Source organism: Pseudomonas sp. LBUM1668 (genome assembly GCF_059695715.1).
Map to the genome: position 1 here is coordinate 5424678 of NZ_CP166787.1, position 15282 is coordinate 5439959.

Consider the following 15282-nt stretch of genomic DNA (forward strand, 5'->3'; position numbering starts at 1 on the left):
ACAGAATCCAATGGTTGTTCCCGGAGAACAGACATGACTGATACGCCAATGTCCCCTACAGAATTCGAAGCAGCCCTGCGCGCCAAGGGCGCGTATTACCACATCTACCATCCGTACCATGTGGCGATGTACGAAGGCCGCGCCACCCGCGAGCAGATTCAGGGCTGGGTCGCCAACCGCTTCTACTATCAGGTGAATATCCCCCTGAAAGATGCGGCGATCCTCGCCAATTGCCCGGATCGCGAAATCCGCCGCGAGTGGATTCAGCGCCTGCTCGATCACGACGGTGCCCCCGGTGAAGATGGCGGTATCGAAGCGTGGCTGCGGCTCGGCCAGGCTGTCGGCCTCGACCCTGATCAACTGCGTTCGCAGGAACTGGTGTTGCCTGGCGTACGTTTCGCCGTCGATGCCTACGTCAACTTCGCCCGCCGCGCCAGTTGGCAGGAAGCCGCCAGCAGCTCATTGACCGAACTGTTCGCGCCGCAGATTCACCAATCGCGTCTGGATAGTTGGCCGCAGCATTACCCGTGGATCGACCCGACCGGCTACGAGTACTTCCGCACTCGCCTCGGCCAGGCACGGCGCGATGTCGAGCACGGCTTGGCGATCACGCTGGAACACTACAAGACGCGCGAAGGCCAGGAGCGCATGCTGGAAATTCTCCAGTTCAAACTGGACATTCTTTGGAGCATGCTCGATGCCATGAGCATGGCCTACGAACTGAACCGCCCGCCGTATCACAGCGTGACCGAGCAACGCGTCTGGCATAAAGGAATCACCTTATGAGTTTCGACCGCAGCAAGACCCCGACCTGGCGTCCCGGCTACCGGTTTCAGTACGAACCGGCGCAAAAAGGCCACGTGCTGCTGTACCCCGAAGGCATGATCAAACTCAACGAGACGGCCGCGCTGATCGGTGGTTTGATTGACGGTGAACGGGATGTCGCGGCGATCATCGCCAAACTCGACGAGCAATTCCCCGGCGTGCCCGAGCTCGGTGATGACATCGAGCAATTCATGGAGGTTGCCCGTGCGCAACACTGGATCACCCTTGGTTGATCTGCCAGCAAAACCTGAAATCGGCCTGCCGCTGTGGCTGCTCGCCGAGCTGACGTATCGCTGCCCGCTGCAATGCCCGTACTGCTCCAATCCACTGGATTTCGCCGAGCAGGGTAAAGAGCTGAGTACCGAACAGTGGATCAAGGTATTTCGCGAAGCACGGGAGATGGGCGCGGCGCAGTTGGGCTTTTCTGGTGGTGAGCCGCTGGTGCGCCAGGACCTCGCCGAGCTGATAGCTGAAGCGCGCAAATTGGGGTTCTACACCAACCTGATCACCTCCGGCATCGGCTTGACGGAGCAGAAAATCAGCGACTTCAAGAAGGCCGGCCTCGATCACATCCAGATCAGTTTCCAGGCCAGCGACGAGCAAGTGAACAACCTGCTCGCCGGCTCGAAAAAAGCCTTCGCACAGAAGCTGGAGATGGCCCGTGCCGTGAAGGCCCACGGCTATCCGATGGTGCTGAACTTCGTCACCCATCGGCACAACATCGACAAGATCGACCGCATCATCGAGCTGTGCATTGCGCTGGAAGCCGACTTCGTCGAGCTCGCCACTTGCCAGTTCTACGGTTGGGCACAGCTCAATCGTGTCGGCCTGTTGCCGACCAAAGAGCAACTGGTCCGCGCCGAACGCATCACCAACGAATACCGCGCCAAACTGGAAGCCGAAGGGCATCCATGCAAGCTGATTTTCGTGACCCCGGACTACTATGAAGAACGCCCGAAAGCCTGCATGAACGGCTGGGGCAGTATTTTTCTGACAGTCACACCGGACGGCACTGCCCTGCCTTGTCATGGCGCCCGACAGATGCCGGTACAATTTCCTAATGTGCGCGACCACAGCATGCAGCACATCTGGTACGACTCGTTCGGCTTCAACCGCTTTCGCGGTTACGACTGGATGCCCGAGCCGTGCCGCTCCTGCGACGAAAAGGAAAAGGACTTCGGCGGCTGCCGCTGCCAGGCATTCATGCTTACCGGTGATGCGAGCAACGCCGACCCGGTGTGCAGCAAATCCGAACATCACGGCGTGATCCTTGCGGCTCGCGAAGAAGCCGAGCACGCCACCCAAACCATCGAGCAACTGGCCTTCCGCAATGAACGAAACTCGCGCCTCATCGCTAAAGGCTGAGCCTTTCAGCGCCGCCCAAGCCGTCGCTGCCGGAATGGATTTTGCCGAACTGCAACTCGGTGCCAACGGTTTGTTCTGGAACGAATATCGCCCGGAAGATGCCGCGTGCCGAATCTGGCACTGGCGCGACGGCGTGGCGAAATGTCTGACGCCCACAGGTTTCAGCGTGCGCAGTCGGGTGTACGAATATGGCGGCGGAGCATTTTGTCTGACGCTTGACGGAGTGGTTTTCGTTAATGAGGCGGATCAGCAGCTTTACCGGCAAACGCTGGATGGCTCGCCCGAGGCGCTGACATCAGGCGAGTGCCGCTATGGCGATGTGAATTTTGCCGACGGCCAGATCTTGGCAGTCGAGGAAAATGGCGATCAGCATCGACTGGTCGCAATCGCTCTGGCCGATGGTACGCGCAGTCTGGTGGCCGAGGGTGCGGATTTTTATGCCGCGCCGACCATCAGTCCAAATGGGCAGCGAATGGCATGGCTTGAATGGAGCCGTCCGCATCAACCGTGGACCTCAACCCGGTTGATGGTGGCCGAGCGTTCCGGGCAACGTTTTTCAGCGCCCCGCTGCGTGGCGGGCGATGCCATTGAAGAGTCGATTCAACAGCCGCGTTTCGACGCGAAAGGACAGCTTTACTGTCTGACCGACCGCACGGGCTTTTGGCAGCCTTATGCCGAATCAATGGATGGATTTCAGCCATTGCCCAGCGCGCAAGCGGATCACGCGCCAGCGCCGTGGCAAATGGGCGGCTGCACCTGGCTGCCACTGGCTGATGGTTATCTGGCCAGTTGGAGTGAAGGTGGTTTCGGTCGCCTCGCCTTGAACGACGAAGACTTCACCGGCGATTACAGCCGCTTCCGGCATCTGGCACTGGATGAGCGATTCATCTATTGCATCGCAGCCTCGCCGATCAGCCCCTCGACGGTGATCGCCATTGACCGCGAATCCCATCAAGTAAAAGTGCTGGCCGGCGGCGTTGCGCCGCTGTCTGCCGAACGCATCAGCCGCCCGCAAACCCTGCGCTACCCAAGCGGTTCGGGCGAGGCGCACGGGTTCTTTTATCCGGCGATGAGTGGTGAAACGAAGCCGCCGCTGGTGGTGTTCATCCATGGCGGCCCGACCTCGGCCTGCTACCCAATGCTCGATCCGCGCATCCAGTACTGGACGCAACGCGGCTTCGCGGTCGCCGATCTCAACTATCGCGGCAGCAGCGGCTATGGCCGGGAATATCGACAGGCGTTGCATCTGAGTTGGGGTGACGTCGATGTCGAAGACGCCTGCGCCGTGGTCGACTATCTCGCCAGACAAGGCCTGATCGACGGTGATCGCGCGTTCATCCGTGGCGGCAGCGCTGGCGGCTACACGACGCTGTGCGCTCTCGCTTTCCATCAAGTGTTCCGCGCCGGCGCCAGCCTCTACGGGGTCAGCGATCCGGTCGCCCTTGCCCGTGCAACGCACAAGTTCGAAGGCGATTACCTGGACTGGCTAATAGGCGATCCCGAACAGGACGCCGAGCGCTACGCCGCCCGCACACCCTTGCTCCACGCAAGCAATATCCGCGTGCCGGTGATTTTCTTTCAGGGTGAACTGGACGCCGTCGTCGTCCCGCAGCAGACCCGCGACATGGTCACGGCACTGGAGCAGAACGGCATCCCGGTCGAGGCGCACTACTACGCCGACGAACGCCACGGCTTTCGTCGAGCGGTGAATCAGGCGCATGCGTTGGAGCGGGAGTGGACGTTTTATCGGCGGGTGATGGGATTGGCGGACTGAAAGCTGCGCCCACCCGTCTGAATAGCGGTGCCCCAATCGCGAGCAGGCTCACTCCTACAAAGAATTTGTGAACCGCATAAATCCCTTTGTAGGAGTGAGCCTGCTCGCGATAGCTATCTACCTGGCGCCGCAGAACTCAACGCTTGGCGATGATATACACCGCATGCACGATCCCCGGAATGTAACCGCACAACGTCAGCAGAATGTTCAGCCAGAATGCCCCGCCAAATCCGACCTGCAGAAACACACCCAGTGGCGGCAACAGAATGGCGATGATGATACGAATGAAATCCATGGGTCAGCTCCTGATTGGGGGTTGGCTCGCTTGAGCCATACACGCTAATGACCCGTGCCGCTTGTCAGGGTTCATTGCCAATTGCAGCATTAATAGCTCACTGCCAGCTCAGGCAAGAATCTGCAGCCCGTGTTTTTGCACAATGCTAAGTAACTTCAACGCCATTCCGCTTGGGTGCTTGTCGCCAGACTCCCACTGTTTGACTGTCGAGGCACTGGTATTCAAATAGCGCGCAAACACTGGTTGGCTGACATTATTACGCTCTCGCAACGCTTTGATCTGATCCGCCTGAATCGCATCAGGAACCGTTGCCAGACATGAATCATCGAACTCTCGCATCGTCGCCTTACTGATTGCACCCACGGAAAGCAGGGCACTGGCCGACTCATGTATGGATTCAAAAACTTCACTCTTGAATTTTTTACTCATGAAATATCTCCACAAACTCCTTCATAGCCAGTAATCCCTGGATTTGGACTTCGGTAAGCTGCGCGTAGACCTTCGCCAACTTGCGTAGATCCTTCAACTCCGCAGTGCTGATATTGCTTCGATCCTGCTTGGCAAACAGCACTTGATAGATCCAATAGCGCCCACCTTTTGCCAAAACAAGCGAACGGTGACGGTTGGAATTGAGGCGTTTTTTCCATACGCCACCGCCAAGATCGTCTGCTTGACCATCGAGCATCTGGACAAATGCTTCCTTGAGCTCCCCATCAGATATCCATGCTCTGCCGGCCTGTATCGCGAAACCCTTGGTCTTGAACAACCTGAAAGACATCGGTATCCCTTCCAAATATATACCACCTAGTGGTACAGATCACAAAGCCCGACCTCTACGACATCGGTTCACTGGCACCCGCATTCCCTGCAGGCCCCTTTCTAAAAAAGCATTGGCTCAACTATCTCTCAAGCGCTAAATCGATTTGGCAAAATCCGGCCACAAAAAAACGCCCCACGCCAAAAGAATCAGGCATGGGGCGTGCGTTATACCGCGAGACGGTTCATGAAATCGGGTGGGAAAGATCGGGTCAGACGGCAATCCCTTTGCGGCATTGCAGTTGTTCGGTGCGCACTCGGGAGAAGGCCCGGGCCAGGCGCAGGAGCATTTCGTCGATGTTGGCATTGCTGACGGTGAGTGCCGGGGTGAAGCGCAGGCAGTTGGCTTGTGGGGCGTTGAGTATCAGCCCTTCATGCAGCGCTGCTTTGACTACCGCGTTCGCCGAATCGTCCGACAGGGTCAAACCCCAGAACAACCCTTGCCCGCGCAGATCACCGTGATCATAACGATGCGCCAGCCGTGCGAGGCCTTCACGAAGATGCTGACCGTTGTCCCGGACCTGCTGAAGGAAAGCGCGATCCTGAACACTGTCGAGCACCACCAGCCCTGCCGCGGTCATGAGTGCGTTGCCATGATGCGTGCCGCCCAGTTCGCCCTCGTCGAAACAGCAAGCTTTGCCGCGCGCCAGCAGCGCCGCCAATGGCACGCCACCGCCCAAGCCTTTGCCGAGCACGACGATATCGGCGCGCACGCCGTAGGACTGTTCGGCAAGCAAGGTGCCGCAACGGCCGATGCCGGTTTGCACTTCGTCGAGGATCAGCAGAATCCCCAGTTCGCGGCACAGGCGTTCGACACCTTTGAGGTAGCGATCGGTCGCCGGGACAACCCCGGCATCGCTCTGGATCGGCTCAAGCATGATCGCCACGGTCTGCGCGTCGACGGCGTCATGCAGCGCCGACAGATCGTTGAACGGCACCAGATCGAACCCCGGCAGCAGCGGTGCAAAGCGATTGTGCAGGTTGCAACTGTCCGACGCCGAGATCGTCGCCAGACTACGACCATGACAACCCTGCCTGGCCACAATGATTCGCGAGGCGCCGCCACGATGCAGTTGACCCCACTTTCGTGCCAGTTTGATCGCCGCTTCGCAGGCTTCACTGCCGCTGTTGAGCATGTACGCCTGATCGCTGGAGGTGCTGGCACACAGCCGTTCGGCGAGGCTGAGCATGCCGCGGTTGTGCAGACTGAAACCGGGATTAATCAGCGCTTGGGCCTGACTGGCGATGGCTTTGACCAAAGCCGAAGGACTGTGGCCAAGACTATTGGCGCCGCCGGCCTGGGAGAAATCGAGGTAAGCGCGATCGTTGCTGTCCCACAGCCACGACCCCTGACCCCGAACGAAAACCTGCTGCGGCCGTTCAACGCTCGGCATCAGGCGATCGCTATTCAGGCTGTCATCCGCATCGGAATGCTCGGCATCGAAGACAAGGTCATCGAGGCTAGGCGCAGGGCGCCGCAAATTAAACAGATTCATTGGAAAAAACCTCGTTCGAGGTTTTTTGAACTGCCTATGCAAACACTGTCGCAGCAAAAGCTATTCATCGCGCGCTCTGGCCCTGTAAGCCTTGTGATTGCGGTTAGACTAGGCGTACTGACGGCCTCGGGCCATTTCGATTTATCAGCATTTTCGATAAGCATTACTTATGGATTTCAAACAACTGCGTTATTTCGTCGCGGTCTACGAGGAAGGTCATGTCGGACGGGCTGCCGAACGCCTGTCGATCTCCCAACCCGCGCTGTCACAGCAAATCCGCCATCTCGAGCAAAATCTCGACGTGACCCTGTTCGAGCGCAGCAGCAAACGCCTGCTGCCGACCCTCGCCGCGCACACGTTGTACAACCACGCGCTGCCATTGCTCGACGGGCTGCAACGCGCGCGCGAAGCGCTCGGCAACTTCAAGGGCCAGGCTTTGCGCACCTTGGCGATTGGCGTCTTGCAAACCGTACACACCAGTCTGGTGCCGCAAATGCTTGAGCGAGTGCGCAAGGCGCAACCGCATCTGGTGGTGCAGATTTATGAATTGACCGGGCTGGAGATCGAACGGCGTTTGCTTAACGGCTCACTGGATATCGGCATCAGCTATCTGCCGCCACGTCAGCCAGGGCTGCATGGCGTGATGCTGTACGAAGATGAACTGACACTGGTCATCCCGGCGGACCATCCGTTGCGTGAATTCAAGAAGGTTTCGATTCGCCAGGCGGCCGAATTGCCGATGCTGTTACTGGGCGAGGAGTTTCAGATCCGCCAGATCTGGCAGGCGCAATTGACCAGCCTTGGCCGTCGCCCGCAAGTGCAGGCCGAGCTGAACAATATGCTGGGGATTCTCGACAGTCTGCCGCACACCAAACTGGCGACGGTGCTGCCTGGTCACTCGCAAAAAGAGTACGACGATGAAGATCTGCTGTGGAAACCGCTGAGCGAGCCACGGGTGCCGTTGAAAGTCGGGCTGGTGTGTCGCGACGTGCAACGGCAGCAAGCTTCGCTGGCGCTACTGCGGACACTGCTGGAAGAGGTCATGGGGCGCGATGAGAAACCACTCAAAAGCCCGCCACCACTGGACTCCCTGACCTGAAAACTTTTCTTCAGGCAAAAGAAAACCCCGCCGAAGCGGGGCTTTGCAGACTGTTTCCCTGACATCCATTTCACTCCGCCACCCTGGCAGAATCCTACGTGTCCGTGTTGTTGCTTTGCGCTTCCTGCGCGACGTCCATGAAATGTAGATTAGCCGTGGATCCAATCTAAGCATATGGGAGAACAGCAGCACGTTATGTAAGCGATTGCTTACATAACCGTATCAGATCAGAACTGAGCTGCATCCAGCAGGTACAGCGACTCACTACCGGCCTTCACCGACGCGCTCAACGAGTGAATGCGCGGCAGCAGGCGGGCGAAGTAGAAGCGCGCGGTGCCAAGTTTGCTGGCATAAAAATCTTCCTGCGCCTCTTTGCCCAACGCGGCTTTGGCCATCAGTGCCCACATGTAGGCGTAGGCCACGTAACCAAACGCCTGCAAATATTCGACCGAAGCCGCGCCAATTTCGTGCGGATTGTTTTTCGCCCGATCCAGCACCCACGACGTCAGCTCGTCGAGCGTTGCGACGGCGTCGTTCAACGGCTTGGTAAATTCGCCGAGATCCGCACTGGCAGTCGCGGTGAAGTGGCGGATTTCGTCAGCGAACAGTTGATAGAACGCTCCACCGCTGCCGACGATCTTGCGACCGACCAGGTCCAGCGCCTGAATGCCGTTGGTGCCTTCGTAGATCTGGGTAATGCGCACGTCACGTACCAGTTGTTCCTGGCCCCACTCGCGGATGTACCCGTGGCCGCCGAAAATCTGCTGGCCGTGCACGGTGGTTTCCAGACCCAGATCGGTGAGGAACGCCTTGGCAACCGGCGTCAGCAACGCCACCAGGTCTTCCGCACGCTTACGCGTCGCCGCGTCTTCGCTGAACTTGGCGGTGTCGAGTTGCATCGCCACGTAAGTGGAGAATGCGCGGCCACCTTCGTTCGAGGCTTTCATGGTCAGCAGCATGCGACGCACGTCCGGGTGGACGATGATCGGATCAGCGACTTTATCTTTGTTTTGCGCGCCCGTCGGTGAGCGGCTTTGCAAGCGGTCGCGAGCGTATTCGACGGCGTTCTGGTAGGAGCGCTCGCCAGTCGCAAGGCCCTGGATGCCGACGCCCAGACGCTCGTAGTTCATCATGGTGAACATCGCCGCCAGGCCTTTGTTCGGCTCGCCGACCAGGTAACCGACGGCTTCGTCGAAGTTCATCACGCACGTCGCGGACGCCTGGATGCCCATCTTGTGTTCGATCGAACCACAGTTGGCCGGGTTGCGCGCGCCCAGGCTGCCATCGGCATTGACCATGAACTTCGGCACGAGGAACAGCGAGATGCCTTTCGGTCCTGCCGGTGCGTCCGGCAGTTTGGCCAGCACCAAGTGGATGATGTTTTCGGTGAGATCGTGTTCACCACCGGTGATAAAGATCTTGGTGCCGCTGACCTTGTAGGAACCGTCGGCCTGAGGTTCGGCTTTGGTGCGGATGATGCCCAGGTCGGTACCGGCGTGCGGCTCGGTCAGGCACATCGAACCTGCCCAAACGCCGGCGTACATGTTCGGCAGGTACGCGGCTTTCAGCTCTTCGCTGGCGTGGGCGTTGATCGACAGGCACGCGCCGGCAGTCAGCATCGGATACAGACCGAAGGACAGGCTCGCGGAGTTGACCATTTCTTCGACCTGCGCCGACACGGCTTTGGGCATGCCCATGCCGCCGTATTGCGGATCGCCACCAACACCAACCCAACCGCCCTCGGCGTAAGTCTGATAAGCCTGTGGAAAACCGGCCGGCGTGGTGACGGCACCGTCCGCCCAGTGACAACCTTCTTCATCAGCGGCACGGCTAAGCGGCGCGATGCTTTTGCTGGTGACCTTGCCGGCCTCTTCGAGAATCGCTTCAACGGTCTCGGCGTCGACGGTCTCGGCCAGCGCCGGCAATTGCGCCCAAAGTTTGGCGACCTCGAACACTTCATTGAGGACGAAGCGCATATCGCGCAGCGGCGCTTTGTAGTCAGCCATGGCAAACCTCGCAAGATCTAAACAGGTGATTCGTGGGAATGTATTTTCGTTGAGCCGGAGTGTACCTCAACAACTTTTGCGACACATAGGGTCAGCCGGTGACTGATTTGTTATTTTTAGTCACCAGAAAAAGTTCGCAGCCCTCAACAGCTCATACAGGCAAAAACGATCCCGTGTAGGAGCTGCCGAAGGCTGCGATCTTTTGATCTACCTTAAAGCGCAAACATTTCGGCCGGCAGCCTCATCAAACAATCACTCCCCGCCTCAATCGCCGCGCGATGCGCCGCCGTGCGTGGCAGCAACCGTTTGAAGTAAAACTCGCAAGTGGCCAATTTACCCCGAAGATAATCCGCCTCCCCCTCGCCCGCATCCAGTTGCGCTTGCGCCACCAGCGCCATGCGCAGCCACAGATAGCCGAGGATGATGTAACCGCTGTACATCAGATAATCCACCGACGCGGCGCCGACCTCGTCCGGGTTCTTCATCGCCGCCATACCAACCTTCATGGTCAGGTCGCCCCACTGCTGGTTGAGCTCATTGAGCTGCGTGACAAAGCTCCCCAGTTGCGGATGCCCCTCGTTCGTCGCGCAGAACTTGTGGACGATTTTGGTAAAGCCGCGCAGCAGCTTGCCCTGACTGCCGAGCACCTTGCGCCCAAGCAGATCGAGCGCCTGAATGCCGTTGGTGCCTTCGTAGATCGGCGCAATGCGGCAATCGCGCACCAACTGCTCCATGCCCCATTCGCGAATGAAACCGTGACCACCAAAAATCTGCATGCCGAGATTGGTCACTTCCAGCCCGGAGTCGGTCATGAATGCTTTGCAGATCGGCGTAAGGAACGCCAGCAAGTCTTCCGCTTCCTGACGCGCCTCGGCATCGCTGTTTAGATGGGCGACATCGAGCAGTTGCGCGGTGAAATAAGTCAGCGCACGGTTGCCTTCGTTGAAGGCTTTCATGGTCAGCAACATGCGCCGCACGTCCGGGTGGACGATGATCGGGTCGGCCGGTTTGTCCGGGGCTTTGGCGCCGGTCAGCGAACGCATCTGCAGGCGGTCGTTAGCGTATTTGATGGCACCCTGGAAACTCGCTTCGCCCAGGCACAAGCCCTGCATCCCGGTGCCGAGCCGCGCGTGGTTCATCATGGTGAACATGCAGTTCAGGCCCTTGTTCGGCTCACCGATCAAGAAGCCTTTGGCGCTATCGAAGTTCAGCACGCAAGTGGCCGAGGCCTTGATGCCCATCTTGTGCTCGATCGAGCCGCAGGAAACGCCATTGCGCTCCCCCGCCTCGCCCGACGCATCCGGGAGGAATTTTGGCACGATGAACAACGAGATGCCTTTTGTTCCCGCGGGCGCATCCGGCAACTTGGCCAATACCAGATGGATGATGTTTTCGCTCATGTCGTGCTCACCGGCAGAGATGAAAATCTTGCTGCCAGTGACCGTGTAACTGCCGTCGGCCTGAGGCACGGCGCGGGTTTTGATGATACCCAGATCGGTGCCGCAGTGGGCCTCAGTCAGGCACATGGTGCCGGTCCACTGGCCAGCGGTGAGTTTGCTCAGGTAAGTGTCTTTCTGATCGGCCGTGCCGTGGGCATGGATCGCCGACATCGCGCCGTGAGTCAGTCCCGGGTACATGCCCCAGGACGTGTTGCTGGAGCCGACCATTTCGCTGATCACCAGCCCCAGCGAACTCGGCAAGCCCTGACCGCCGTAAACCGGATCTGCCGCCAGACCATGCCAGCCGCCCTCGACGTATTGTGCGAAGGCTTGCTTGAAGCCTGTAGGCGTTGTCACCACACCGTTGTCGAAATGACAGCCCTCTTCGTCACCGCTGCGATTGAGCGGTGCCAGAACGTTCTCGCAGAACTTCGCGCCTTCTTCGAGGATCGCGCTGATCATGTCCGGGCTGGCGTCGTGGGCGCCAAGGGCTGCGTAGTTGGTGTGGAAGTCGAAGACGTGATCGATCAGAAAACGCATGTCGCGCAGCGGGGCTTTGTACTCGGGCATGGTGGCTTCTCCGTCAGCAGGTTTCCTTGAAACTACTGCCGGCCACCACGCCCCACAATCACTGTCCAGACGCTGAATGCGCCGTCATCACTCAACCCGCAGCGGTGTCCATGCGCACCGCGCCACGACGGTTCTGGCCGAACGCGACCACGCAGTTGCGCCCCGCGCCCTTGGCACTGTAGAGCGCCTCGTCCGCAGATTTGAGCACTTGCTCCGGGTTGCGCTGCTCCAACCGCTCAGCGACGCCGATACTCACCGTCACCGACACGCTGGAAGCGCCGGAACCGGCGCGACGCTGGCGACCTTGCTGATCGTCGTTCGGGCGGTTTTCCTGATTACGCAACTGGATGCTATAGGACGCAATCGACTCGCGAATAACCTCAAGGTGTGGCATGCACTCCTCAAGGGTTTTGCCTGCGAACACCAGGGCAAATTCCTCACCGCCATAGCGATATGCCCTACCGCCTCCGCTGATTTTGGACAGTTTGCTGGCGACCAGTCGCAGCACCTGGTCACCGACATCGTGGCCGTGGGTGTCGTTGAATTTCTTGAAGTGGTCAACGTCGCTCATTGCCAGCACATAGTTGCGCCCCAAGCGCTGCATGCGTTCATTGAGCGCGCGGCGGCCCGGCAGACCGGTGAGTTCGTCGCGGAAGGCCATTTGATAAGCCTCGTGCGCCACGGCGGCAGCAATCATCAACATCACCTGGCTGCACATGATGTTCAGGGTAAACGGCAGGATGAAGGTTTTCGGCAGCATCCAGAACACCCCGAGCAAACCGACCAGTTGCGCCGCATGCAGTGGCCTCGGGTTGCGCCAGTACTGCCAGGCCAGCAGCAGGAATGCCGAGATGAACACCGGATACGACAACTGGATCAGGCTCATCCACGCGCCGTGGAGCGCCGGCCAGCGAATTTCCGAGAGCCACATCAGCAACGCCTGTGGGTAACTTTGCTCAAGCCCCAGCGCCACACTGCCGAAGGCCAGCAACACGGCGAACCGCGCGACCATGTCCTGAAACAGGTGCGTGCGCTCTTGCCACGCAGCGAACAGACCGAACAACAGGGGCAGCAACAGGCAGACGAGATGGAAGACCACGGCGGCGTCTTCACGCACTTTGCCGTTGTCGCGGTAATAGTCGGTCTGGGTGTCGAGCAAAAAGTAGGCGATGTACACCGTGAGCATCAGAAACAGTTCGCGCTGACGTCGGTAAACCGCGCAGTAAGCGCCCCCCAGCAGCAGGACCAGAGTCGGCAATACGTTGAACAGGGAAGTGAAGAACACGTTGAGGTCTTTGACATACGCAGCCGACAACCCCGCGAGCAACAACAGCAGAGAAGGTAGGAAATGGCTGAAACGTACAGCGGAAGAACGTGGCAAGGGTAAAGCTCCGACCCGTCATGGCAAAGAGATGGCATTGTGCCTGCAATGTGGCCAGTTAAGCACACAGAATGTGATCCAGATCACATGCAGTCTCTTTAACGGCCGCAAACCCTGATTTCTGAGCTTTCGAACAAGGTTTTTTGCCCCCTTGGAGATGAAATTTCCTTCATGGCCATCATGCTTGATGGCCATGAACGAGATTTCTTCCTGCGATACCCACGGCCCGAGGAAATTCGCGCATAAAAAAACCGCTGCCCCGAAGGAGCAGCGGTTTTTCAACAGACCGCGTTAAGGCTTAGTAGCCCAGTGCGAAGTCTTCTTCTTTCATGTCCATCAGGTTGCTTGCACCCGACAGCATGGTGGCCACGTGAGTACGGGTACGCGGCAGGATGCGCTGGAAGTAGAAGCGCGCGGTTTGCAGCTTGGCGGTGTAGAACGCCGCATCGCCAGTACCTTCTGCCAGCTTCTCGGCTGCCAGACGTGCCATGTCGGCCCAGAAGTAGGCCAGGCAGGCATAACCGGAGTACATCAGGTAGTCCACGGAGGCCGCGCCGACTTCTTCGCGATCTTTCATGGCGGCCATACCGACCTTCATGGTCAGCTCGCCCCATTCCTTGTTCAGTGCAGCCAGCGGCGTGACGAACTCTTGAACCGCTTCGTTGCCTTCGTTGGTCTGGCAGAACTTGTGGACGATCTTGGTGAAGCTTTTCAGCGCTTCGCCTTGAGTCATCAGCACTTTGCGGCCCAGCAGGTCGAGTGCCTGGATACCGGTGGTGCCTTCGTACAGCATCGAAATACGGCTGTCGCGAACGTTCTGCTCCATGCCCCACTCGGCGATGAAGCCGTGGCCGCCGTAGATTTGCACGCCGTGGTTGGCGGATTCGAAACCGACTTCGGTCATGAAGGCTTTGGCGATTGGCGTCATGAAGGCCAGCAGTGCGTCGGCTTTCTTCTTCTCTTCTTCGTCCACGCCGTACTTGACGATGTCGACCTGTTTGGCAGTGAAGTAAACCATCGCGCGGTTGCCTTCGGCGAATGCCTTCATGGTCAACAGCATGCGGCGTACGTCAGGGTGCACGATGATCGGGTCTGCGGCTTTTTCCGGCGCTTTCGGGCCAGTCAGGGAGCGCATCTGCAGACGATCGCGGGCGTATTTCAGGCCGCCCTGGAAACCGATTTCGGCGTGAGCCAGACCTTGCAGCGCGGTACCCAGACGTGCGGTGTTCATAAAGGTGAACATGCAGTTCAGGCCTTTGTTCGCCGGGCCGATCAGGAAACCGGTGGCGCCGTCGAAGTTCATCACGCAAGTGGCGTTGCCGTGAATGCCCATCTTGTGCTCAAGCGAACCGCAAGTCACAGCGTTGCGTGCACCGACGGTGCCATCAGCATTGGGCATGAACTTTGGAACGATGAACAGGGAGATGCCTTTGGTGCCGGCAGGCGCATCCGGCAGGCGGGCCAACACGATGTGGACGATGTTGTCGGCCATGTCGTGTTCACCGGCCGAGATGAAGATCTTGGTGCCGGAAACTTTGTAGGAACCGTCAGCCTGAGGTTCGGCCTTGGTGCGCAACATGCCCAAGTCAGTGCCACAGTGCGGCTCGGTCAGGCACATGGTGCCGGTCCATTCGCCCGAAACCAGTTTGGTCAGGTAGGCGTCTTGCTGTTCAGGGGTGCCGTGCTCGGAGATGGTGTTCATCGCGCCGTGCGACAAACCTGGGTACATGCCCCACGACCAGTTGGCTTCGCCAACCATTTCGCTGACAGCCAGACCCAGCGACTCAGGCAGACCCTGACCACCGTGCTCGACATCGTGCGCCAGGCTTGGCCAGCCGCCTTCGACGAATTGCTTGTAGGCCTCTTTGAAGCCAGTCGGGGTTTTTACGCCGGACTCGCTCCAGGTGCAACCTTCGATGTCGCCCACGCGGTTCAGCGGCGCCAGTACCTGCTCACAAAACTTGGCGCCTTCTTCGAGAATGGCGTCAACCATGTCCGGAGTTGCGTCTGCGCAAGCCGGAAGGCTCTGATAGTGCGCTTCGTAGCCGAGCAGCTCGTCACGAACGAAGCGAATATCACGCAAGGGGGCCTTGTAGTCAGGCATAGCGATAAACCTCTGCTGATGTAACCGGGAATGAACGACCGTGTTGATTTGTTGTGACGGTCAAACAGTTGTTTGAAACATACGTTTACGCCGAAATCTTGTCAAGCGTCGA

13 protein-coding genes are annotated in these 15282 nt (G+C 58.8%); 5 read left to right on the plus strand and 8 right to left on the minus strand.

All coding sequences use genetic code 11. The features are described from left to right. Positions 1-33 precede the first annotated feature (33 nt). Genes pqqC through ACA061_RS24505 form a run of 4 tightly spaced genes read left to right on the plus strand, consistent with a single transcriptional unit; the run spans position 34 to position 3964 of the window. Positions 34-786, plus strand: a complete 753-nt coding sequence (gene pqqC / locus ACA061_RS24490; protein WP_042561405.1) for a pyrroloquinoline-quinone synthase PqqC — start codon at positions 34-36, stop codon at positions 784-786. Further along, positions 783-1058 (plus strand): pyrroloquinoline quinone biosynthesis peptide chaperone PqqD, encoded by a 276-nt coding sequence (gene pqqD / locus ACA061_RS24495; protein ID WP_042561406.1) that lies wholly within the window; start codon positions 783-785, stop codon positions 1056-1058. Before pqqC ends, pqqD begins: the two co-directional genes overlap by 4 nt. Further along, positions 1030-2190, plus strand: a complete 1161-nt coding sequence (gene pqqE / locus ACA061_RS24500; RefSeq protein WP_042561407.1) for a pyrroloquinoline quinone biosynthesis protein PqqE — start codon at positions 1030-1032, stop codon at positions 2188-2190. Before pqqD ends, pqqE begins: the two co-directional genes overlap by 29 nt. Next, on the plus strand, positions 2156-3964 hold the full coding sequence (locus tag ACA061_RS24505) for a S9 family peptidase (protein ID WP_497300176.1): 1809 nt from the start codon (positions 2156-2158) through the stop codon (positions 3962-3964). Before pqqE ends, ACA061_RS24505 begins: the two co-directional genes overlap by 35 nt. 136 nt (positions 3965-4100) lie before the next feature. On the opposite strand, the gene ACA061_RS24510 is transcribed toward ACA061_RS24505, so the two are convergent. The 4 genes from ACA061_RS24510 to ACA061_RS24525 all read right to left on the minus strand — a co-directional run bounded on the left by ACA061_RS24510 (position 4101) and on the right by ACA061_RS24525 (position 6571). After that, positions 4101-4259: a YqaE/Pmp3 family membrane protein gene (locus tag ACA061_RS24510; RefSeq protein ID WP_003228885.1), complete on the minus strand. Its 159-nt coding sequence runs from the start codon at positions 4257-4259 to the stop codon at positions 4101-4103. A 108-nt stretch (positions 4260-4367) separates the two neighbouring features. Then, entirely contained in the window at positions 4368-4688 is a 321-nt protein-coding gene (locus ACA061_RS24515; protein ID WP_150617752.1) for a helix-turn-helix domain-containing protein, read from the minus strand. Further along, entirely contained in the window at positions 4681-5037 is a 357-nt protein-coding gene (locus ACA061_RS24520; RefSeq protein ID WP_150617753.1) for a type II toxin-antitoxin system RelE/ParE family toxin, read from the minus strand. Before ACA061_RS24520 ends, ACA061_RS24515 begins: the two co-directional genes overlap by 8 nt. Before the next feature lie 250 nt (positions 5038-5287). Beyond that, positions 5288-6571, minus strand: coding sequence for an aspartate aminotransferase family protein (locus tag ACA061_RS24525; RefSeq protein ID WP_497300178.1), 1284 nt, complete (start codon positions 6569-6571; stop codon positions 5288-5290). A 169-nt stretch (positions 6572-6740) separates the two neighbouring features. On the opposite strand from ACA061_RS24525, the gene ACA061_RS24530 reads away from it, so the two are divergent. After that, on the plus strand, positions 6741-7670 hold the full coding sequence (locus ACA061_RS24530) for a LysR family transcriptional regulator (protein ID WP_150601854.1): 930 nt from the start codon (positions 6741-6743) through the stop codon (positions 7668-7670). 227 nt (positions 7671-7897) lie between these two features. On the opposite strand, the gene ACA061_RS24535 is transcribed toward ACA061_RS24530, so the two are convergent. From ACA061_RS24535 to ACA061_RS24550, 4 genes are all read right to left on the minus strand, one after another. Further along, on the minus strand, positions 7898-9676 hold the full coding sequence (locus tag ACA061_RS24535; RefSeq protein WP_150601855.1) for an acyl-CoA dehydrogenase C-terminal domain-containing protein: 1779 nt from the start codon (positions 9674-9676) through the stop codon (positions 7898-7900). Between the two features lie 212 nt (positions 9677-9888). Further along, the gene (locus tag ACA061_RS24540; RefSeq protein WP_497300179.1) at positions 9889-11685 is read right to left on the minus strand and encodes an acyl-CoA dehydrogenase C-terminal domain-containing protein; all 1797 of its coding nucleotides are present in this window, start codon (positions 11683-11685) and stop codon (positions 9889-9891) included. Between the two features lie 91 nt (positions 11686-11776). Next, positions 11777-13066, minus strand: a complete 1290-nt coding sequence (locus ACA061_RS24545) for a GGDEF domain-containing protein (RefSeq protein ID WP_150601857.1) — start codon at positions 13064-13066, stop codon at positions 11777-11779. A gap of 298 nt (positions 13067-13364) precedes the next feature. Next, the gene (locus ACA061_RS24550; protein WP_210553527.1) at positions 13365-15170 is read right to left on the minus strand and encodes an acyl-CoA dehydrogenase C-terminal domain-containing protein; all 1806 of its coding nucleotides are present in this window, start codon (positions 15168-15170) and stop codon (positions 13365-13367) included. Positions 15171-15282 lie beyond the last annotated feature (112 nt).

Excerpts from the sequence above, each read along its gene's own strand:
- pqqC (WP_042561405.1), top strand. The coding sequence starts at position 34 with ATGACTGATACGCCAATGTCCCCTACAGAATTCGAAGCAGCCCTGCGC.
- pqqD (WP_042561406.1), top strand. The coding sequence starts at position 783 with ATGAGTTTCGACCGCAGCAAGACCCCGACCTGGCGTCCCGGCTACCGG.
- ACA061_RS24505 (WP_497300176.1), top strand. The coding sequence starts at position 2,156 with ATGAACGAAACTCGCGCCTCATCGCTAAAGGCTGAGCCTTTCAGCGCC.
- ACA061_RS24510 (WP_003228885.1), bottom strand. The coding sequence starts at position 4,259 with ATGGATTTCATTCGTATCATCATCGCCATTCTGTTGCCGCCACTGGGT.
- ACA061_RS24515 (WP_150617752.1), bottom strand. The coding sequence starts at position 4,688 with ATGAGTAAAAAATTCAAGAGTGAAGTTTTTGAATCCATACATGAGTCG.
- ACA061_RS24520 (WP_150617753.1), bottom strand. The coding sequence starts at position 5,037 with ATGTCTTTCAGGTTGTTCAAGACCAAGGGTTTCGCGATACAGGCCGGC.
- ACA061_RS24525 (WP_497300178.1), bottom strand. The coding sequence starts at position 6,571 with ATGAATCTGTTTAATTTGCGGCGCCCTGCGCCTAGCCTCGATGACCTT.
- ACA061_RS24530 (WP_150601854.1), top strand. The coding sequence starts at position 6,741 with ATGGATTTCAAACAACTGCGTTATTTCGTCGCGGTCTACGAGGAAGGT.
- ACA061_RS24535 (WP_150601855.1), bottom strand. The coding sequence starts at position 9,676 with ATGGCTGACTACAAAGCGCCGCTGCGCGATATGCGCTTCGTCCTCAAT.
- ACA061_RS24540 (WP_497300179.1), bottom strand. The coding sequence starts at position 11,685 with ATGCCCGAGTACAAAGCCCCGCTGCGCGACATGCGTTTTCTGATCGAT.
- ACA061_RS24550 (WP_210553527.1), bottom strand. The coding sequence starts at position 15,170 with ATGCCTGACTACAAGGCCCCCTTGCGTGATATTCGCTTCGTTCGTGAC.